This is a genomic window from Vulcanisaeta distributa JCM 11217 (assembly GCF_001316005.1).
Taxonomy (GTDB): Archaea; Thermoproteota; Thermoprotei; order Thermoproteales; family Thermocladiaceae; genus Vulcanisaeta; species Vulcanisaeta distributa_B.
The window spans coordinates 275,215-293,225 of the sequence record NZ_BBBJ01000001.1 but is presented as its reverse complement, the minus strand read 5'-3'; the positions used below and the strand labels follow the sequence as shown (position 1 = coordinate 293,225).

General features: G+C 45.9%; 26 protein-coding genes, 1 tRNA gene and 1 pseudogene. 8 read left to right on the top strand and 20 right to left on the bottom strand.

Annotated elements, in window-relative coordinates:
* Positions 1-11: 11 nt before the first annotated feature.
* The 4 genes from JCM11217_RS12620 to JCM11217_RS12610 form a co-directional block, all read right to left on the bottom strand.
* Complete coding sequence (locus JCM11217_RS12620; protein WP_243677995.1) at positions 12-320, bottom strand: hypothetical protein; 309 nt, start codon at positions 318-320, stop codon at positions 12-14.
* A complete protein-coding gene (locus JCM11217_RS01765; RefSeq protein ID WP_243677994.1) occupies positions 293-1,771 on the bottom strand; it encodes an AMP-binding protein in 1,479 nt (492 codons plus the stop codon). Before JCM11217_RS01765 ends, JCM11217_RS12620 begins: the two co-directional genes overlap by 28 nt.
* Positions 1,772-1,972: 201 nt before the next feature.
* Positions 1,973-2,269 (bottom strand): EamA family transporter, encoded by a 297-nt coding sequence (locus tag JCM11217_RS12615; protein WP_243677993.1) that lies wholly within the window; start codon positions 2,267-2,269, stop codon positions 1,973-1,975.
* 13 nt (positions 2,270-2,282) lie between these two features.
* Entirely contained in the window at positions 2,283-2,810 is a 528-nt protein-coding gene (locus tag JCM11217_RS12610; RefSeq protein WP_243677992.1) for a hypothetical protein, read from the bottom strand.
* 112 nt (positions 2,811-2,922) lie between these two features.
* Between JCM11217_RS12610 and JCM11217_RS12605 the strand changes: the two genes are divergently transcribed.
* Together JCM11217_RS12605 and JCM11217_RS01755 are read left to right on the top strand one after the other, a co-directional pair.
* Positions 2,923-3,276: a hypothetical protein gene (locus tag JCM11217_RS12605; RefSeq protein WP_243677991.1), complete on the top strand. Its 354-nt coding sequence runs from the start codon at positions 2,923-2,925 to the stop codon at positions 3,274-3,276.
* A 13-nt stretch (positions 3,277-3,289) separates the two neighbouring features.
* A complete protein-coding gene (locus JCM11217_RS01755) occupies positions 3,290-4,840 on the top strand; it encodes a glycoside hydrolase family 15 protein (protein WP_243678029.1) in 1,551 nt (516 codons plus the stop codon).
* Here JCM11217_RS01755 and JCM11217_RS01750 read toward each other — a convergent pair.
* Positions 4,803-6,746: a beta-CASP ribonuclease aCPSF1 gene (locus tag JCM11217_RS01750; protein ID WP_054841859.1), complete on the bottom strand. Its 1,944-nt coding sequence runs from the start codon at positions 6,744-6,746 to the stop codon at positions 4,803-4,805. The genes JCM11217_RS01755 and JCM11217_RS01750 overlap by 38 nt on opposite strands.
* A 236-nt stretch (positions 6,747-6,982) precedes the next feature.
* On the opposite strand from JCM11217_RS01750, the gene JCM11217_RS01745 reads away from it, so the two are divergent.
* Together JCM11217_RS01745 and JCM11217_RS12600 are read left to right on the top strand one after the other, a co-directional pair.
* Entirely contained in the window at positions 6,983-7,501 is a 519-nt protein-coding gene (locus JCM11217_RS01745) for a dienelactone hydrolase family protein (protein ID WP_243677990.1), read from the top strand.
* Positions 7,502-7,509: 8 nt separating this feature from the next.
* A complete protein-coding gene (locus JCM11217_RS12600; protein WP_243678028.1) occupies positions 7,510-7,680 on the top strand; it encodes a dienelactone hydrolase family protein in 171 nt (56 codons plus the stop codon).
* Positions 7,681-7,840: 160 nt separating this feature from the next.
* On the opposite strand, the gene JCM11217_RS01740 is transcribed toward JCM11217_RS12600, so the two are convergent.
* Both JCM11217_RS01740 and JCM11217_RS01735 read right to left on the bottom strand, forming a co-directional pair.
* Positions 7,841-8,266, bottom strand: a complete 426-nt coding sequence (locus JCM11217_RS01740) for a hypothetical protein (RefSeq protein WP_243677989.1) — start codon at positions 8,264-8,266, stop codon at positions 7,841-7,843.
* A gap of 77 nt (positions 8,267-8,343) precedes the next feature.
* Entirely contained in the window at positions 8,344-9,366 is a 1,023-nt protein-coding gene (locus JCM11217_RS01735) for a hypothetical protein (protein WP_054841857.1), read from the bottom strand.
* 213 nt (positions 9,367-9,579) lie between these two features.
* Between JCM11217_RS01735 and JCM11217_RS01730 the strand changes: the two genes are divergently transcribed.
* A tRNA-Pro gene (locus JCM11217_RS01730) sits at positions 9,580-9,706 on the top strand.
* A gap of 8 nt (positions 9,707-9,714) precedes the next feature.
* Here JCM11217_RS01730 and JCM11217_RS01725 read toward each other — a convergent pair.
* The 4 genes from JCM11217_RS01725 to JCM11217_RS01715 form a co-directional block, all read right to left on the bottom strand.
* Positions 9,715-10,077: an aspartyl protease gene (locus JCM11217_RS01725; RefSeq protein ID WP_243677988.1), complete on the bottom strand. Its 363-nt coding sequence runs from the start codon at positions 10,075-10,077 to the stop codon at positions 9,715-9,717.
* Positions 10,078-10,371: 294 nt separating this feature from the next.
* Positions 10,372-10,515, bottom strand: a complete 144-nt coding sequence (locus JCM11217_RS12595; RefSeq protein WP_243677987.1) for a hypothetical protein — start codon at positions 10,513-10,515, stop codon at positions 10,372-10,374.
* Positions 10,516-10,560: 45 nt separating this feature from the next.
* Complete coding sequence (locus JCM11217_RS12590; protein WP_243677986.1) at positions 10,561-10,968, bottom strand: hypothetical protein; 408 nt, start codon at positions 10,966-10,968, stop codon at positions 10,561-10,563.
* Positions 10,863-11,657 carry an ATP-binding protein gene (locus JCM11217_RS01715; protein WP_243677985.1) on the bottom strand — a complete coding sequence of 265 codons (795 nt, stop codon included), beginning with the start codon at positions 11,655-11,657 and terminating at the stop codon, positions 10,863-10,865. The genes JCM11217_RS12590 and JCM11217_RS01715 overlap by 106 nt, the downstream gene beginning before the upstream one ends.
* A gap of 386 nt (positions 11,658-12,043) precedes the next feature.
* Between JCM11217_RS01715 and JCM11217_RS01710 the strand changes: the two genes are divergently transcribed.
* Positions 12,044-12,247 carry a hypothetical protein gene (locus tag JCM11217_RS01710; protein ID WP_243677984.1) on the top strand — a complete coding sequence of 68 codons (204 nt, stop codon included), beginning with the start codon at positions 12,044-12,046 and terminating at the stop codon, positions 12,245-12,247.
* Positions 12,248-12,279: 32 nt separating this feature from the next.
* On the opposite strand, the gene JCM11217_RS01705 is transcribed toward JCM11217_RS01710, so the two are convergent.
* From JCM11217_RS01705 to JCM11217_RS01675, 9 genes and pseudogenes are all read right to left on the bottom strand, one after another.
* Positions 12,280-12,654: a hypothetical protein gene (locus tag JCM11217_RS01705; RefSeq protein WP_054841906.1), complete on the bottom strand. Its 375-nt coding sequence runs from the start codon at positions 12,652-12,654 to the stop codon at positions 12,280-12,282.
* Positions 12,655-12,755: 101 nt separating this feature from the next.
* Positions 12,756-13,265 (bottom strand): hypothetical protein, encoded by a 510-nt coding sequence (locus JCM11217_RS01700; RefSeq protein WP_054841855.1) that lies wholly within the window; start codon positions 13,263-13,265, stop codon positions 12,756-12,758.
* Positions 13,266-13,645: 380 nt separating this feature from the next.
* Positions 13,646-13,858: pseudogene (locus tag JCM11217_RS12585) on the bottom strand (PaREP1 family protein); the annotation flags it as partial.
* A 58-nt stretch (positions 13,859-13,916) separates the two neighbouring features.
* On the bottom strand, positions 13,917-14,063 hold the full coding sequence (locus tag JCM11217_RS12580) for a hypothetical protein (RefSeq protein WP_243677983.1): 147 nt from the start codon (positions 14,061-14,063) through the stop codon (positions 13,917-13,919).
* The gene (locus JCM11217_RS01690; protein WP_054841854.1) at positions 14,038-15,360 is read right to left on the bottom strand and encodes a hypothetical protein; all 1,323 of its coding nucleotides are present in this window, start codon (positions 15,358-15,360) and stop codon (positions 14,038-14,040) included. The genes JCM11217_RS12580 and JCM11217_RS01690 overlap by 26 nt, the downstream gene beginning before the upstream one ends.
* A 5-nt stretch (positions 15,361-15,365) precedes the next feature.
* Positions 15,366-15,662, bottom strand: a complete 297-nt coding sequence (locus JCM11217_RS01685; RefSeq protein ID WP_054841853.1) for a hypothetical protein — start codon at positions 15,660-15,662, stop codon at positions 15,366-15,368.
* Positions 15,649-15,795, bottom strand: a complete 147-nt coding sequence (locus JCM11217_RS12575) for a hypothetical protein (RefSeq protein WP_243677982.1) — start codon at positions 15,793-15,795, stop codon at positions 15,649-15,651. Before JCM11217_RS12575 ends, JCM11217_RS01685 begins: the two co-directional genes overlap by 14 nt.
* A gap of 64 nt (positions 15,796-15,859) precedes the next feature.
* Complete coding sequence (locus tag JCM11217_RS01680; protein WP_243677981.1) at positions 15,860-16,582, bottom strand: ATP-binding protein; 723 nt, start codon at positions 16,580-16,582, stop codon at positions 15,860-15,862.
* Positions 16,583-16,744: 162 nt separating this feature from the next.
* Entirely contained in the window at positions 16,745-17,104 is a 360-nt protein-coding gene (locus JCM11217_RS01675) for a hypothetical protein (protein WP_054841851.1), read from the bottom strand.
* A gap of 403 nt (positions 17,105-17,507) precedes the next feature.
* Between JCM11217_RS01675 and JCM11217_RS01670 the strand changes: the two genes are divergently transcribed.
* On the top strand, positions 17,508-17,873 hold the full coding sequence (locus JCM11217_RS01670) for a GIY-YIG nuclease family protein (RefSeq protein ID WP_243677980.1): 366 nt from the start codon (positions 17,508-17,510) through the stop codon (positions 17,871-17,873).
* Positions 17,819-18,001 (top strand): hypothetical protein, encoded by a 183-nt coding sequence (locus JCM11217_RS12570; protein ID WP_243677979.1) that lies wholly within the window; start codon positions 17,819-17,821, stop codon positions 17,999-18,001. The genes JCM11217_RS01670 and JCM11217_RS12570 overlap by 55 nt, the downstream gene beginning before the upstream one ends.
* Positions 18,002-18,011 lie beyond the last annotated feature (10 nt).

Genomic DNA, 18,011 nt, shown 5'->3' with positions numbered 1-18,011 from the left:
ATCTAGCAATATTACACCCTCATCTGCTTAATGTCTGGGAAGTCATCCTCAAAATACTCATGCTCACCCCCCCTAATGCCCTTACTCCTCTTCTCACGTTCAAGGCCTCTAAGCTCAACACGCCTAATCTTGCCACTAATGGTCTTGGGTAACTCAGGCACGAACTCAATGGCCCTAGGCCTCTTATATGGCGCTATGTTAAGCCTAATGAACTTAAAGATTTCATGGGCCAAGTCCCTACTTGGCGTGTAGCCAGGCTTTAACACTATGTATGCCTTTGGTATGAAGCCCCTTATGGGGGGGTCTGGGCTTGGGACCACGCAGCCTCAGCAACGGCTGGATGCTTCAATAAGTCACTTTCCAGTTCAAACGGGCTAATCCTATAGTCACTTGACTTGAATACATCATCTGCGCGACCAACGAAGTATAGGTAGCCCTCCTCATCCATGAAGGCGACATCACCCGTGAAGTAAAGGCCAAGCCTAAACACCTCCTTATTCTTATTCTCATCATCATAACCAACCATTAGACCAATGGGCCTCGGGCTTGTCTTAACGGTTATGTGACCATCCTTATTAGTGCCCACTGGGTTTCCATCCTCATCGACGAGGACTACGTCATAGCCAGGGGCTGGCTTACCCATTGAGCCAGGCTTAATCTTCATGCCTGGGAAGTTACCAACCATGAGCGTAGTCTCCGTCTGTCCATACCCATCACGTATGTACTTACCCGTGGCTTTATAGACACGCTCAATGACCTCTGGATTCAGAGGCTCGCCGGCGCTCACGAAGCTCTTAATCTTCTCGAGATTGTACTTCGTTAAATCCTCAAGTATTATCATGCGCCAGACTGTTGGTGGTGCGCACAGCGTGTCAACGCCGTAATTCTCAAGAACCTTTAGGTGATTAGCCGCGCTGAACCTGCCGCTATAATCATAGACAACGGTGGTTGCGCCAGCGTTAAATGCTGCGAAGAATGTCGACCAAGCCCACTTTGCCCAACCTGGGCTCGATATATTCATGTGCCTATAACCTGGCTTAGCACCGACCCAATACATTGTCGTTAGATGGCCAATTGGGTAGCTTGAGTGGGTGTGCATGACCATCTTCGGCTTAGCCGTTGTTCCAGACGTGAAGTAGATCAGTAGTAATTCATCAGTCCTAGTCCTAGTCCCCTGGAAGTTCTCTGACTTACCGCTAGTTAATTCGTAGTAATCAATCCAGCCAGGTCCTGGCTTACCGAGGGTTATAAAGTACTTAACACCAAGCTTCTCAAGCCTATCCCTAATTTGGTCGATCCTGCTGACGACCTCAGGATCCGCAATTATGGCCTTGAAGTGAGCCCTCGCGGCCCTATCCTCAATGTCCGCTGGCAGCAACAATGTTGTTGCCGGCGCTATTATAGCGCCCATCTTCATTAGCGCCAGGAAGGCCTCAAAGAGCTCAGGCCTGTTATTGAGCATTACCATGACTACATCCCCCCCACGTCCAATACCCAACTCAGTGAGTGCATTAGCTAACCTATTAGACCTAGCCCTAAGCTCTGGATAACTGAAGACCCTAGAATCGCCGGTCTTGAATAGTTCATCATTTATGTACACAAGGGCAGGGTTAGTGGCGGCCTCAGCGAGATACTTATCAAAATAATCCACAGCCCAATTAAATTCGCCAGGCGGCGGCCACCGGAAGTTCGCCTTAGCCTCCTCATAACTACCCGCATTTAAGAGCATGTTTCTCTGTTTAAGGAACTCATCAAGAACTGTGCTAGCCATTGTAGTTTTATGTTTCTTGATGTTAATAAATTTTATCTTATTATTTTAATAATATATTTGTTAAAGTAAATTATAGCATTATGCGATAATGCTATAATTTTGTCAAAAATAAGAATTAGCAATCAGCTCGTCTCTTCCTAAATCACCTATCATCCTTATCATCGACCCATCATCACCAGAGTAAATTATTGTGCCTAGATTTTAAATCTGAATGCCGATTAGTGATGCTATTATTATGCCTATTATTACGGCTATGAAACCGAGTGCCGATTTTAGGTTCAGTCTCTCTTTAAGCTCAATTATCGCCAGGACCTCGGTAATAACGGGCGATAATGCCGTTATTAGTGTTGGTACGGCGATTCCCGCGTAATTCACGGACAAGACATAGAGGGGGGGACCTCCAATACCATAACTAATTAACCCAGCGAGGAAGACCTTACCACTAACTTTAAACCTAAAGCCCTCAATCACGATCTTTAGTATTAATGCACCCATCATCAGCGTAATGCCCCTAACGAATATTATGCCCCCAGGGATTTGTGTACTCATAGGCCCTGTAAAGCGCCAGGAAGGAGAAGGCGTAGAGTATGGCTGAGAGTAGTGCCATTAGGTATCCGTAAAGTGTACCCTTGCCGGAACCCATTATTAGGTAGAGACCGATCATTATTAATACGGCGGGCCACGTGTATGCCAGGTATGATGGGCTAATCACGAGCAGTATTATTGGGAGTAAGACTACGTAGGCGTAGGAGATTACGTTTGCAATACCCACATCTGCATACCTAAGTGAGATTAGGAACACGTATGTTCCAAATACTGGTCCAAGCACTGCAAAGAGGGTCCCGTAGAGCCAGGCGCCATAATTTAATGGTGGCTTGAGTAGTATAAATGGTACAGCAAGTACGAATGCACCTAGGGAATTCGATATCAAGTCATCAAGCGCGCTGTCCGTTGCGCCTACCCTGTAAAGTATCGGCGATACTGCCCAGGTGAGTGATGCAGCCACGGCTAATACGATACCAAGCATGTACGCTAGCATATCCTTACTTCATGGAAGGTATAGACTAGGCATTAAAAGGTGTACTGCTGATTGATTAATTGAACATTGACTCTAGATAAAGTATTAAAGTTCTTCATGGATTTGATAGCCAATGAATTGGAGAGTTATCTTCCTAGTAATTGGAATTGCATTATTGGTAATTGGTGCGTCAATAATTGCTTTATCATTAACTCAGCGACAAGTCACTGTACAAATACCAACAAATACCTCATCACCCACATACCTACTCCTGAGTAATTGGAGGAACCTTAGCATTTACATATCCACTGGATACCCAATACCGAAGCCCATACTAAATGGTGAATCCTCCAAGCCTCCATCAATCCTCCAGGTTTTTTATGGACAATACGGGTTACTCGGCATTAACGTGACCATCACGAATTTAGGAAACACCAGTGAAGCTTACCTGGCGCTTAATAATACGGTCATTATCAGGGGGCAGTAATGGCGAGGTGTCGATGTTCATCCCTCCGAATTACACAACCATAGCCGTTATCGCTAGGTCTAGAGACTTACTGACTATTGAGGTTTTTATGCCTGCGTCTTATACGTACCAGGTGATTAATGATACATTCGTGATTATCAAATCACCACTTCTATTCAGCATATACTCAGGTAGTGGGATTACGGTGAGGAACGTGGATGGGTGGACCATACTCAGCGTTAGTGGTAACTACACATACGTGGTCCTAAACCTCGGTGGCGCATCAATAATTCCAATTAATGAATTAATGAGTATTAACAATAACGAGGTCAGTAATTGGCTGGGACTTGCGAGAAAGCCCAGGTTAAGCGGTGCATTACTAACTGAGTATTACCTAAGTCTCCTACTATTGATGGACGATCAAAACCCAGTCACTGGGGAATTCGTTGCATCGCCAGAACCCGTATACTTCTACAGCTGGGTTAGGGACTCGTCATTCGCGGCAATGGCGCTTCAGGCCGCTGGTTATTATGGACCGGCAATGAAGTACTGGCTATGGATGTGTAGCGCCCAGAATTCAAGTGGCACCTGGTACACACGCTATGACTTCTGGTATGGAATACCGGATAAAACCTTCGGTATTCCTGAGTACGATAGTGTTGGCCTGTTCCAAATAGGTGTTTGGCAATTCTATGAGTACACCCACAATAAGTCGTTTTTACTGGCGGTGCTACCCTGCATCAACAAGTCCCTTAACTGGGAATTGAGGAGTATTAGTGAGGATAATGGCTTGATACCCAAGGACCTAAGCATTTGGGAGAGCAACTACGCCTACAACTTCTGGACCCAGGCAATTGACGACCTGGGCCTATACGCCTCAGCACAGATATATAGGGTATTAGGTCTTAACAACACGGAGATACTCAGGGCAGCCGATGAATTAAACTCCACGATACAGAGCTACTTCTACACCGGCAAGTTCTACTCACAAGCGATCACGAGCACGGTAGTATACACAAGCAGCGGATCACAGGTGACCTACGTACCGAATGGAATACCCGACTCGTCGGCAATTCTACCCATAGCCATGGGACTTGTGAACCCACGTAGTGTTAGGGCGGTAAGCACGGTCGAAACAATAACGCGCGTATTAACGGTTAATGGAGGGTTAGCAAGGTTCCCTGGCGATGATTATCACTACGATTCAAGCCTCTATGACAGTACGGCGCCAGACCCACCCTGGTTAATAACCACGTTGTTCCTGGCAATGTACTACGAGGACATTGGAAACTACACGGGTGTATATAATATATTAGCATGGTGTGTTGAACATTCACAGCACGGCCTACTGCCCGAGGCCATAGACCCAAGGCTTGGCTATCCATTACCAACGACATCGCCACTAACCTGGTCGGCAGCCATGTACGTGCTCACAGCCCTTGGTTATAAACCGCCTCAAAAACCCGTGATCATTACCCTGGTTTTAGTGGCGATTGTGGTGATCCTATTGGCAATAGTTATGTTTGTGGTTTACGGAAGAGCAGAGACTAGACAAGCCTTAGGGTCTCCCCCCCATTATTCATGAACACCGTTGGTATCTTCAGCTGAAGCTCCAGGGTTAGGGCTAGGTTCATTATCTTGCTTGGTTCGCCGTGGACAAGCATTATTTTATGAGGCTTTGGTTCCATGTTTCTCACGTAATTAATCAATTGCCTCCTATCACTATGCCCCCCCGAGAAGCCCGGTATCGACTCAACCTTCATCTTAATATCAAGCGTCACCCTATCCGAGTAATACCTAACAGTCAACTTCCTCTCGCCCTGCTGAATCCTCCTGCCAATCGTGTTCTCCGCCTGGTACGACACGAATATGAGCATGTTCTTCTCATCCTCGGCAGCATGCACGAAGTAGTCCATTATTGGTCCTCCATTGAGCATGCCGTGTGGGGCCAGTATGACTGCTGGTGGTCCCTGGAGTATCTCCATGACCTGCTCCTTACGCTTCTCAGGGTCCCTGGCCCTCTCGATTGGCTTAACGTACTCGCTCAGGAATGGGTTCACGCCGTCGTATATCATCTCCCTGAGGGTCCTATTCAGGTAGTCGGGGAACATTAGGTGTACGTTTAGTGTCTCCAGCACCATCCCATCAACGTAGATCGGTATCTTTGGTAGCTGCTTATTGTTAATGGCTTCATTAAGTACCAGGAGTATTTCCTGGGCCCTACCCGTACTGAACACGGGTATCAACACCTTACCCTCATGCTCGACGGTATGCTTAACCAAGTCAACAAGCTTCTGCTCACTTTCCTGCCTCGGCGGTTGAACATCCTCCTTACCACCGTAGGTACTCTCCATAATGAGCAGCTCAGCCCTCTTGAACTTATTATGGGCTGGGTTCAGGAGCCTCGTTGGTCCGTACTTCATGTCTCCCGTGTAAATGATGTTGTAAAGGCCATTACCAATGTGTAGGTGCACCACGGCTGAGCCAACCTCATGACCTGCGTCAAAGAGCATTAACTTCGTGTCTGGTGATATGTCCGTTGGGTGATCAGCGTAGTTAAGGGTTATCGTGTGGTAAAGGGCTTGTGCGAGGTCCTGCCTACTATACGGTGGAACCCTACCCTCAGACTCCGCCTGCTCAATATAGTCAGTGAGTAGTACCTCCATTAGGTACTTGGTCGGCTCAGTCATGTAGACCGGGCCCTTATAGCCATACTTGAATAGGTATGGTACATAGCCAATGTGGTCCATGTGCGCGTGGGTTATGACTACGGCGTCTAGTGCGTCCAGGTCTAACTCATCAAGTAGCGGTGCCTCATCTCCCGAGCTTGATGGTTTAACGCCGCAGTCCAGGAGTATTGAGCTTTCCTTTGTCCTGACGAGTATGGCACTCCTGCCAACCTCCATCTGAGCGCCTAGGCCGGTAACGGTTATCCTGGCATCCCTGTAAATGGGCTCCCTATGAATCCTCATGCCAAGCCTCCTAAGGAACTCGAGCCTATCCTTCGCAGTGGCTATTTGTATCTGCTTAACGGCATCTATGTCCGACCTAGGCAAGTCCCTACCCATCTCAAGCGCCGTGGGTATTATCCAGGGCTTCCAACCAGTCTCAGCCAGTATCTCCTTCTCCAACTTGCTCCTCTCCCTAACGGGCTTCTTCAGGTAGACATAGACCTCACCTGTTGGTTCATCAACGACAATATCATCAATTATGTTCGAGCCCACGCTCTTAGTTACCATATCCGTTATGACCCTCTTCAACTTATCAACCTCCCTAATCCTAACCTTCGGATCACCCCCCCTAATGATTATGTACTTCTTCAACTCCTTAGCCAGGGTCTTTATGTACTCGCTATGCTCCATCACATACCTTGGGTTCATCACGTAAATAATTACGTTAGGCCCCCCCTCAAAATCCACCTTAGAAAACTTGGCTTCGGGCGGTAGGATCTCCATAATCTTCTTCTCCATCTCCTCCTTTAAGGATGCCATACTTAAAACCTCGAGAACTGGGGGGGAACGAGTATCGCAGGCACTTAAAAAATTATCTCTAAAGAAGCATGGGAAATAACAAGCACCGCGTCTCGGAAATCCGATAACGAAAACCTAATAAGACGGCAAGTAAAACCCATAGATATGCCAAGGGAGGAGTACATAAGGTATAGGGCGAGCGACGGTAGCGAATTAGCAGCTTCCAGGTAACGCCGGATACGGCGTATAGGTCGGCCGTGATTGTGATACACGAGATATTCGGCATCACGGAATTCATAAGGAATGTAGCCAGGAGATTGGCAGGTCTTGGCTACCTGGCTATCGCACCAAACCTATACTCTAGGAGGGCTGACGTATTTACTGAGCAAAACATCGCAGGTGTAATGAGGAGGTTTTGGTCTCTACCGCCGGAGAGGAGGGCTGATCCAAAGGCAATCGGTGAGTTAATGAGTTCGTTATCGCCGATAGAGAGGGAGATAGTGCAGGAGCTGGTCGTTAATAGGGATGCTACTGAAGAGAGGATGGTCAGGGACATAGTGGTCACGTACAACTACGTAAAGAGTACGTACAGGGTGGAGAGGATGGGCATAATAGGCTTTTGCATGGGTGCTGGCCTGGCCTTTGAGGCATCGACTAGGGTGCCCTTTGACGCGTCGGTGATTTACTACGGTAGGAATCCGAAGAATATAAATGACATAGCCAGGATCAAGGGGGGGCGATACTGGCTATTTACGCCAGCGAGGACCCAGCCATAAACCAGGGAATACCAGACCTAATAAAGGCTGTACTAACCTACAAACCAAGGTTCGAGATGGCCTTCTACCCAGGCACGTACCACGCCTTCGCCACTGAGGGTGGGCCGGTATATAATGAGGCGGCCGCGAAAGACGCTTGGGAGAGGACAGTTAACTTCTTCAGGAAGTACCTGGGTTGATGGGCATGGGTGGTGAAAAGGAGCAAAGGTGGACTGGGAACACTATCACCGACTGCTTCCTAACATGGGTGGAAATACTGGAGCAAAAGGAAAGGAAGGGTCGGGCTGAGAACAGGGTGGCGATGATTAATTGTAAGACCTATTCACCTATCGGTTCCCATTAAATCCGGGGGGGTAGTGGTTTGGCAGCCGAGCCTAGCATGGCGCCATTAATACTTCGCGATCTCCCATCATCACCATTACCCACGGCCTCCCTCAGCATTTCAGTCAGTTTTCCACATACCACGGCCCTAACCCAATCATGCCTCATCACCTCACCCTGCCTTACACGCACGGCGCTCATGCCACCACCCCCCCACGGAGTAACACTCGCATTAATCCCCCCCAGGGCCTTAAGACTCTCTAAAACCTTCGTGATTTCGGCTCCATCCTTGTGAACGGCCACTAACTCCACATAACCGTCACGAACCCTTACCGTCATTTTCACACCGCCAATAATCACGGAGGACCTACCCTTCGGCCTATAACCCACGCCAGCCAGTCCAATCAATTGCCTAAGCTTAACAGCATCGCTCAATCGAGCCAAATCCCCCCCCAATAATAACCCCCCCAAACACGGGATCACCCAACCACTCCCTAGCCAACTTAACAGCCCTCGAAGACCTAACCCCTAACAACCCACTCCCACCCATACTCACCACCCCCCCTAAAACCCAACCCACTCAACCTCTCAATAATCGGCCTCCACAACACGTACTTACCACCACCCATGAACAACCGAATCTCCCTCACATCATACTCATCCTGAACATCAACATTACCATCACCAAACACAGCAAACAACAAAAACCACAAAAACAACCAATCATCAAAACCAACAACCTCCCCCCCAACAAAACCACGCTTAATATTAACTGCACTCTTACCTTCAAACTTGTAGTTAAGGGATGTCAATTGCCATACGGTGCTTATATTATCATTGATACTGATACCATCTATAGCTATGTAATTTTTACCTGGAAACACTAGGTGCCACACGATGCTTTGCCACATTTGATGTGTGGCCATTCCTGGATAGCCTTGGTAAATCGATCCATCAGTCAAAAGTAATCCATACTGCATGGCCTTCAATATACTATCATTAAATAATTTTGGCGATTCAATATGCTCACCTTTGAGACCTGTGAATGTAAACTTCACCGTTATGTTGCCATTCCTAGCAATCCTGCATGCATTTATTGCTATATGATTAGTATACATATGTACTATAAAACTCCTATTTTTATTATTTATATCTCCAGTTACCGGTATTGTCATTTCGCCTTTAGTTAGCTTGACAATTAGTTCCTCAAGCTCTACCTTATATAATTTTAACCATCTTTTTCTTGCTTTCCTTGAGAGCTTAAGCATTATTTCTGCTATTCTGAGCATAGCATTCCTAGCTTCAGAAACCTTTTCATTACCTCCTTCAGACATCTCAATCCTTAAATATTCAATGAATTTTGACAAGTCATTAATGTAGACGTCGAATGGTGATTTCTCATCACTTAATAAAATGTCTTTATGCTTCTCGACTCGGTTCAGAAATACATTAATAAGTTTCAAAGCTTCCTTTCTCGTGGTTTCATCGGTCTCATTACCACACTTTAGACGTTTATTACCCCTAGCTTTTACGCCCCCCAACATACTCTAATCTTATCAGAGACCTGAAGAGCCATTAGGCATCTATAAGCCTATTCTCAACCTGATTAATAAATTACTTTCATAGTTTGAGCTGAAAGTCGTCAATTAATTTCAAACAGATACGTATTACTTTATCGATGCTCAAAACCTACGCATAATCGTTAAGCAAGTCATTAATAAAAACTTAAAAATCACTTAGGTCACCATCATTACCGGGGGGCCGTAGTCTAGCCTGGCTAGGATGCTCGGCTTGGATGTCCACCACCGGGACATTGCTTGAGACCGGTGGTGGCGGGGGGGTATGCCCGAGTGATCCCGGGTTCAAATCCCGGCGGCCCCCCCACCATCCATTTATACTGCGAGTAGTGCTTCGGTTTTCTTTAATTGCTTTGTTATTGGGTCTACTTCTAACCTGAGGCCTTCTAATGAGTATACGCCGAGGACTTCTGCGTCGTTTTCCTGGGCGAAGACTACGATTGTTGTTGCCCTTTCGCCCATGCACTCGATTAATGCTTCGCCAATGTCTCTCTCGATTATCCTGCCCTCGATCGTCCTGAATCTCCACCTGGTCGTTGGTTCAATGCCCAGTTCCCTGAGCCTTGAGGACTTGATCCACGTGTAGGTGCTGCCTGTGTCAACAAGTAATTCAAGCTCTAGGCACTTGCCCGTGTCCCGTGGATTGCAGAGCCTAACCTTGGCCATGGTGTTGCCCATTAATGATTAATGCTGTTGGAAGTTAATAAGGATTTAATGACTAAATAGGGCATTGGTTTGCATAATCATTAGTAATGCCTCGGTGGGCTTTAGCCTCTTTTCAATGGGGGTCTGGTGCTAGGCCGAGTTGTTCCATGGTTACTGAACCCAGTAGGTATATGCCCTCGTCACTGAAGATGGCTGGCGTTGCTGATGCCGTGAATCCATCAATCTCAATGCCCACCTCACCCAACGGTCTCTCGACAATCCTACCGTCAGCCAGCCTAAGCCTAACCGTCCTAATGGGCTTGATGCCTAAATCCTCGAGTACCCTGCGGGTATTACGGTGTACGTTGAGCCGGTATCCACGAGTAGGTCAACCGTGGTTGACCTCGCTGGTTCCCTAACGTTCCAAATGCGCGCCTTAACGCTGAATACGCCCATGGCTGACTCGGTCACTTATTATTTCCATCGTTTATTTATTTTTTAGCTCTTACTTAATCTTTAGGTTCTGAATGCCGCACCTATCAGTGGCTCGGCTGGGCAGTACTTATTGTCAACCTTGACTATCCAGGCTGAATCAAGTAATTGCCTTAAGTACTCGCTTATCCTTGAGTCACTAATCTCCATGCCGAGCTCCACCTCAAGCCCATTCTTAATCTCACTCCAACCCGCGCATTCCCTCGCCACGATCCTCATTATCGTCAAGTACCTATCCCTCGCAGCCACCTTATCGGTTAGGAAGTTATTGAATTCCTGCCTTATCAACGCTATCGCGTAGCTCACGGTCTCATTAATCGCCTTATTTAGGTCCCTATATTCATAGTACCTAAGGCCAAAGTACGTGAGCCAACCTGGGATGCCGCCAAGCCTCTCATACACAGCATCAAAATCCCTAAACTCAATACCCAACTCCTCGAAACCCGCCTCAGGAATTCAACCGCCTGGTCCCTGGTGAAAGGCGATAACTCCACAACACCCATCGCCCGACCAAAGAGTGGCGACTCAGGATCCCTAATCCTAAGGAACCTATATAGGAGTCCCATTTTTGAGCCACTTACTATGAACCTAATCCTCCTCAAATTATCGTATGCGTAGGCGAGGACCGGCAATACGTTGAAGCCCCCCCTCGCCTTAACCAACTCCTGGGCCTCGTCAAATACGATAACAACGCCATTACTAGCCCAATCATTTAAGGCATCAAGTAATGAGGCAAGGGAAACTCTGCCACTGCCCTTCCAGGAGAAGAGGACTTGATTACCCATAATACTAACGCCACTTATGTTCCTAAGGAAGTCGATCAACCCAGGAAATCTACTGGTGAGATTGTTAACCTCACGTTGAAGCTCAAGGACGAAGTCCCTATATGACAGGTACTGCCTCTCCTCAAACTTCCTTAAGTCGATATATATCGACGGTAGACCCAGTTCCCTGATAGCTACGAGTATTAAGGAGGACTTACCGACCCTACGAAAACCAAGAACTAGGGTAATGGGTAAACCCAACCTACCGACATATTCAATGACCTTGCTAAGCTCGATCTCCCTATCGAAGAGATCAGACTTGGTATCCTTCGGCCGTAAATCAAAGAGCACTTCCACCCCCCCCGGAAGTAACTTCTGCCCCCAGAAGTTTATAAGAGTATTTCGTAATTGCTTAATTCATGTTAAAGCCATCAATGGTGTTATAATGAACGAAGGGTAAGTGAAACGCATCAAGCTAATTCTAAACGGCTCTCAGCAAGGACGCGTCTCCATCTTACTATACTCTCAGAGTATGCACTGAATATTGCCGTTAATTATCTTAAGTAAAAGCTTATCATGCCTGCGCAAGCGGTCACTAAGTAGTGCATTTACCTTGGCTAACCTGCCCTACCAGTCACTGCAATTGCCATTGGTGCGCTACCTGGAATGCTCATGGGGGCTGGCTATGGGTTACATAATAATCCTAGTAATCATTATATTAATTGTGTTTATATACCATTATGATGAGCCATGGACTAGGTACAACAGCCATGCTGAACATGGGAATAATCGCGGTATCCCTGGGCATGCTCCTAATGCTCACTTGGTCAAGTGCAGCGAGGGAGTGTGATAACGGCTATGGGATTGGCATTAATAGCCATGGGGGGGCTCCAGGAACACCTAAACAAGGCGCGGGGGGGATGCTAGGTACCTCGTCAAGGTCCTAGTGATTTTAAGGGTAAAGGGTGGGTTGATGTGGCTAGGTCTTCCTCGAATTCCTAGACCTTCTACTGGGTCTTCTACCCTGTTTTGCGGAGGTCTTCTCCTCAGTCGTGGCATCCTTACTACCTGTGAGGTAGTTATTCATTACTTCATAGGCCATACCTGGATCACTAATACCGATAAGTCTCCTAGCCAATTCAACCTCACCTATGTACTCAAGCCACTGAACAATGTGCCCCCCCTCCCTAAGGTGGTACTCAAGGGCCTTAGGATCAACGCTAAGAAGTCTCCCAAACTCACTCCTCAACTCATTGACATTGTGGGCAACGCCAATGACCCTATCAAAGGACTTGAAGTAGAATGGCTCCTTACCAGGAGGCTCGCTGTTCCCTAATCCAGTACTAGCGCTCATTGGCATTGACTACAGCCCAGTTATATAAATGTTGTCTTTTCACGTTCAATTACACATTAAGCACAGACATATACAATAAGGTGCAGGGACTTAGTAAAGCATTACACACCGTCCTCCTCGTCAGGATCCCTATACTCAATGTATATGTTATCAAGCCCATTAACAACAACCTTAAAGTAATCATCACCAACCCTCAACCTACCACCATCCCTATACACGTAGGTCACCTCCACATGCAAATCACCAGCAACATCAATGAAGCCCCCCCTCCTAAGGACCTCACGCAGTATGTCCTCAAAGGAGGCATCACTGCTCACCCTAAAGGCCATGGGTGGTATGTCCAGGCCAACATCATAAATAATGAGGCAGGGATCACGAAACACCGCACTCTCATCACACTCAATGCCAAACTCCCTAACAATCCCAAGGGCCAACCTACGGACAAACCTACCAATGTTAAGGATAACACCACGGTAATTACGGTAGGCACCCAAGTAATCAATATACAAAACCCTCAACAAACTCAACAAAGCCCCCCCAGCCTGCCTCTTACTAATCGGAGCCTCAATAATGAAATCACCAAGGGCAACAACAAACCTCGACCTACCCATCAAAAACTAAACACAACCAGGTATAAAAATTAATTCCACCCCCCCACCAAATACAGCGATTAAGCAGAAGTATATGGAGGATTAAACAGAGGATTGAACGATAATCACTCACAACATCACGAACTAGCATTATCAATACACGTCCGTACTTACTACGTTATAGTCATGACAATACATCATAGCAATTAAACAGGCCACTGTCTTAACAAACTACCTTGATAACCTATGGTCTCATTTCTCCATTACAAAGCCTTAAAACCCCCCCTTACTTCCCGGGCATAGGTTCAATACCGGTATATGATTAATCATAATTTAATGACTCTCTTCAAATAATTTCCTAGCTTCACCGAACATCGCCTTAACCCTATCCACATCAACCCTCACATAATCCACCGTAAGTCTACCCTCATGAAACCCCCCCACACATGAAGATCATATGCGGCATTCCAACCATCAACCACCCAATCACCTAAGCTCTTCGCCAAGGTCTTACTAGCCATACTAAGCAAGTACGTGTGCCACCTATCCTCCTCCAAGGCCCTTTGATACTCCGGCGTCCTAAACCTCTCAGCAAGTGCCTTAACAACCTCCTCGGCCGCCCTATACGCCCTTTCCGATGCCTGAACAGCATCACCCTTAGCAAGGTACTCCTCACACTCTTAGGTAAACCTCGGCAAGCCTCATCCTCTCCCTAGAACTCTCACTAGGATCCTTCATACCCAAGGCATCAAGCGACACCTCATTAACGTCAATCCTCCTCTCCATAAGCTCCCTAATGAAGCACTGAGTTAAGTACATTAGCCAATCTTCCCATGGCTATTCTCTGCACCTCATCAATATCATTAGATTCACCTGGATCTACCCTAACCATGAATAATCTCCTACCATTATTCAGCGAGATCTCAGCAAAACCGTTGACCTTAATTAAGTCCCAAAGCCTTACGGTTGCCCTATCCTCTTCGTCATATATCCTTTTCGTGTTTAAGCCTGGGAATACTAATATTCCGAGCTCGGCGTTGTACTCGTACATGTAGGCCATGACCTTATATCTACCGGCGGTTATGTACATGGGTAATTCAGAGAACTTACATTCAATAACTATTGTTTTCCTATTACCATTAACTAATGAAACATCAGGTCGACCCCCCCTTACCTTACTAGCTAAATCCTTATTCAAATTAACGGAGTTTATGATCGAATTTTCCAACGGCCTATTAAAGATAATATCTACGGTAATTCCATCCTTCGCTAGTTCTAACACCCTAGCCCTTCTCTTGATTATCCTGTAGCCCATGTTTATGAATATATCGAGTACAAGCATGTAAATGAATATTTCATAAAGTCTCCAACCAAGCAGTACCATGTCACGGTTACTAACTCTGCGCTTCAACGATGCGTAAATCCTCCCACCAGGTATAAACCTGCTTAGTAAGTAGGCATCATAAGTCTCTAACAGCCATGATGGCGCATAAGGCATTAACCTCTCAACCTCCATCACAATATCCTCATGTCCATATTTAACATTTGCCGCTGGTAACCTCATAACTAACTGCCTCAACCTCAATCGTTTTCTTCGCAAGCCGTCAACCTCATTACCTAATTCCCTACTCAATTCATCGCTAGTACTATTCTTCACCGCACTTTCGTACCAATCAATTACGTATTTAGTGGACCTAAGTATCCTCATCGCCATCTCCCTAAGCAACAGATACTCCGGCGACCTAGTAGTTGGTAGGTAGGTTAATGATGAATAAAGCTTGGCAGGGTACGTAATTACCGTACGCGGAACATCGAGAACACCCCCCCATACCTGGTTATCAACAACTGCATTGAATTCCCTATACCTAATATAGTCATTGATAGCCCTCCTTATCGCGCTAATGGCGTCATTAACGGCGACATTACCCATCGACGTAAATAGGTAATTCCTCGTTAATTCATCGACAAGCACACCTTCACCACTGGAAATACGACCAAGCAACACACGCAAGATCCTAGAGGACCTACGTAAACCATAATGCTCCAAGTAATACTTACCAACAAGAATCGACAAATTTCTAATCCTCCTTACCCTTCTAGAAACTCTCTCACTCATATCAATTACTTCCCACTAGCACTTATAAGCCCCCCCTTCTTAACCTCATCAACAACCCTCCTAAACCTCTTAACAGGCTCACCAATAATAATCCCCCCCAACGACGACTCAAGATAACTCACGAAATACTCAAGCAGGCTCCCCCCCCTATCATTAACATTCAACAACCCCTGACCAACAGCGTTATCTAACAACTCAACAGCCAACTTAACAGCACCCGGAGAAACACAGGGCGGCTTATCACGAAGTTTACCACGAACCTCCTTAACAAAGTCGACAATAAGCTTCCTAGACCCCCTCATTCAAATACTTAGTTTTACCCAGGAATTTATCGACATCATCATTACCCTCAGGGCATTTAATACTCATCAATATAAATCGCCTAAGCGCCGCCTCACCAACAATGAATAAATTCCTAATATCAACAACGTTCATAGTACCTATTATCCTAATATACCTCAGGGGATAACTAGGATCACCATACTTATCCCTAGCTAACTTAAAGTTTCAAGAAAATCTTTAGCCTCCCTATCAATCCTCTCTCCATACCCCCCCTCAATCTCATTAATAAAATTAATAGGAAACTCCCAATCGCTGGGATTGGCGACCTAAATATCGCAAAGAACTCACCAAAGGCCTTATCAACATCAGCCCTATTAAGCTCATCAATTATAACGAAAAATAGCCTATTATCACCATTAACAAGTCTCTCAACAACCCTATTATAGGCCTGAATAAGCATGCCAGCCCTCCACTTAACAGAGCCCTCCTCAAGAGTCTCACCACCAATAACATCACGCCTAAACCAAAGGGCATTGGCAACCCTAATCATATAACCATCATCACCACCCAACAACCTGGCAACTTTAACAGCAAGACTAGTCTTACCAACACCAGGAGGACCAACAAGAAGAACATTACCAAACCACACAGCACTAATGAACCTACGAATGAAACCCTCATCAAAGTAAAAATCCTCAGATACCCTCTTAACGATCTCATTAACATTAAATTCAGAAACACTGACAAGAACCTGCTTAGGTGATGCAGAGGGTTTTGTATGCCCGTAAAATTCAACCATGGATTTAACCTCACCATCATTGTAAAGTACACCACTTATCTTCTGCCAAACCTCCCTACGCAGATTCTCATTCGTAAAGCACGTATTTCCCTGCCTTGGCACATTAATCTCAAGCCTATTGGTAATTCTATCCTTCAACACCTTAATCAATTCCCCCCCCTCACTTTCCCATCTAAAGCTGGGATTCAACAGAAGGCTCTAACACCAGGATCAAGCCATAGAACCCTCATCCTCCACCTAATAATCCAATGACCTTGATCCTCCCTCCAATACCTAAAGTTCCTAAAGGCATCAAGAGTAATATCAGTCACCAAACCAATCCCAACAACCCCCCCCAACATCAATTACGTGAAAAAGAGCAATAATAGGCGTTGCCTCATCAGGACCCCCCCTCAACAACAGCCTAACACTACCACCCTCCCTCTCAACCCTAAATAAGGCATCAATGTACCTATCAACAAGGCCCTTAAACGGAAACCCAGTACCCTCACTAGGGCCTTTAATACTTACGGGACCACTAACCCTATCACCCCCCCCAAAGCACATAACCAACCTCACCCTCAACAGAATACCTAAGGGACCAAAACCAATGCTCAGCATTACCAGGAAAAACACAAACAAAAGGCAATACTTTACTACCCCCCCTATCCCTAACCCAATCAATGACCCTCCCCTAAATCATTAAAACCACTAAACACCGACCTATAAACAAACCAATCCATCAACCAACAACCACAAACAACTATATTAAACTAACTTTCAACCCAAAATCAAACCAAGACAAAAATAAACACCTACTCATATCCGTGTTATCAAATCAGCGTAGCAAAAGACGTAGAGCAATACTCAACCCTTCTATTCTCTTTAGAGAATTTCGGAATTATGAATCCCAGCGAGGCATTAGAGTTGTTGATCGTTGATTGTTAGGTGTGGTTTATGTGTTGGTGTGGATTTGATGTAGTGTTGGTTATTGGTAGGGAATACTCATGATCAAGACCCTTAGCAATGCCCATGCTTAAGGCAGTTAATCTAAATAAGTAAAGATGGTAAATACCAAGGATTATTAATGGTTCAGGTTGGTGATATTGAACGGGTCATTAGGGGTTGCTTGAATATTATTGGTGTTTCTGCTGGTGATTGCGTGTTTGGTATCTATAATTGTGGGAGCATTGATGTTCATGGGGGGGCTGGTGCTTACGTCTTCTTTGATGACTCCGGGGGGGTTTATTACGTTGGTGAAGCTAATGATGTAGCCCGTAGGTTATTGAAGGAGCATTGCTCAGTTCATATAGGTGGTTCCGAGGGCGTTGTTAAGTTCCTAATGCATTACCTCGAGGAAATCTGCGCCAATAGTGGTAAATGGGTTGGGCTTGATGCGTGGGTAGAGAGAAATTCGTTAAGAAGGTTCTGGGTGAGAAGATTAATAGTTTAAAGATATACGTGGTCACATGCGAGAAATTAAGAGATGAGGAGCAAGGCGATAGAAAGGCCAGGAATAAGTTAAGGATTAGGCTTGAGGAATGTTTGAAGGAGAGGTTGAAACCAATGCTTAATCCATAACTGGGTTGTT

What these genes read in the sequence shown, in the direction of transcription:
- JCM11217_RS01765 (WP_243677994.1), bottom strand. Translation starts at nt 1,771, where the DNA reads ATGGCTAGCACAGTTCTTGATGAGTTCCTTAAACAGAGAAACATGCTC.
- JCM11217_RS12615 (WP_243677993.1), bottom strand. Translation starts at nt 2,269, where the DNA reads ATGATGGGTGCATTAATACTAAAGATCGTGATTGAGGGCTTTAGGTTT.
- JCM11217_RS12610 (WP_243677992.1), bottom strand. Translation starts at nt 2,810, where the DNA reads ATGCTAGCGTACATGCTTGGTATCGTATTAGCCGTGGCTGCATCACTC.
- JCM11217_RS12605 (WP_243677991.1), top strand. Translation starts at nt 2,923, where the DNA reads ATGAATTGGAGAGTTATCTTCCTAGTAATTGGAATTGCATTATTGGTA.
- JCM11217_RS01755 (WP_243678029.1), top strand. Translation starts at nt 3,290, where the DNA reads ATGTTCATCCCTCCGAATTACACAACCATAGCCGTTATCGCTAGGTCT.
- JCM11217_RS01750 (WP_054841859.1), bottom strand. Translation starts at nt 6,746, where the DNA reads ATGGCATCCTTAAAGGAGGAGATGGAGAAGAAGATTATGGAGATCCTA.
- JCM11217_RS01735 (WP_054841857.1), bottom strand. Translation starts at nt 9,366, where the DNA reads ATGTTGGGGGGCGTAAAAGCTAGGGGTAATAAACGTCTAAAGTGTGGT.
- JCM11217_RS01725 (WP_243677988.1), bottom strand. Translation starts at nt 10,077, where the DNA reads ATGGGCAACACCATGGCCAAGGTTAGGCTCTGCAATCCACGGGACACG.
- JCM11217_RS01710 (WP_243677984.1), top strand. Translation starts at nt 12,044, where the DNA reads ATGAGCCATGGACTAGGTACAACAGCCATGCTGAACATGGGAATAATC.
- JCM11217_RS01705 (WP_054841906.1), bottom strand. Translation starts at nt 12,654, where the DNA reads ATGAGCGCTAGTACTGGATTAGGGAACAGCGAGCCTCCTGGTAAGGAG.
- JCM11217_RS01700 (WP_054841855.1), bottom strand. Translation starts at nt 13,265, where the DNA reads ATGGGTAGGTCGAGGTTTGTTGTTGCCCTTGGTGATTTCATTATTGAG.
- JCM11217_RS12580 (WP_243677983.1), bottom strand. Translation starts at nt 14,063, where the DNA reads ATGTACTTAACTCAGTGCTTCATTAGGGAGCTTATGGAGAGGAGGATT.
- JCM11217_RS01690 (WP_054841854.1), bottom strand. Translation starts at nt 15,360, where the DNA reads ATGAGTGAGAGAGTTTCTAGAAGGGTAAGGAGGATTAGAAATTTGTCG.
- JCM11217_RS01685 (WP_054841853.1), bottom strand. Translation starts at nt 15,662, where the DNA reads ATGAGGGGGTCTAGGAAGCTTATTGTCGACTTTGTTAAGGAGGTTCGT.
- JCM11217_RS12575 (WP_243677982.1), bottom strand. Translation starts at nt 15,795, where the DNA reads ATGAACGTTGTTGATATTAGGAATTTATTCATTGTTGGTGAGGCGGCG.
- JCM11217_RS01670 (WP_243677980.1), top strand. Translation starts at nt 17,508, where the DNA reads ATGGTTCAGGTTGGTGATATTGAACGGGTCATTAGGGGTTGCTTGAAT.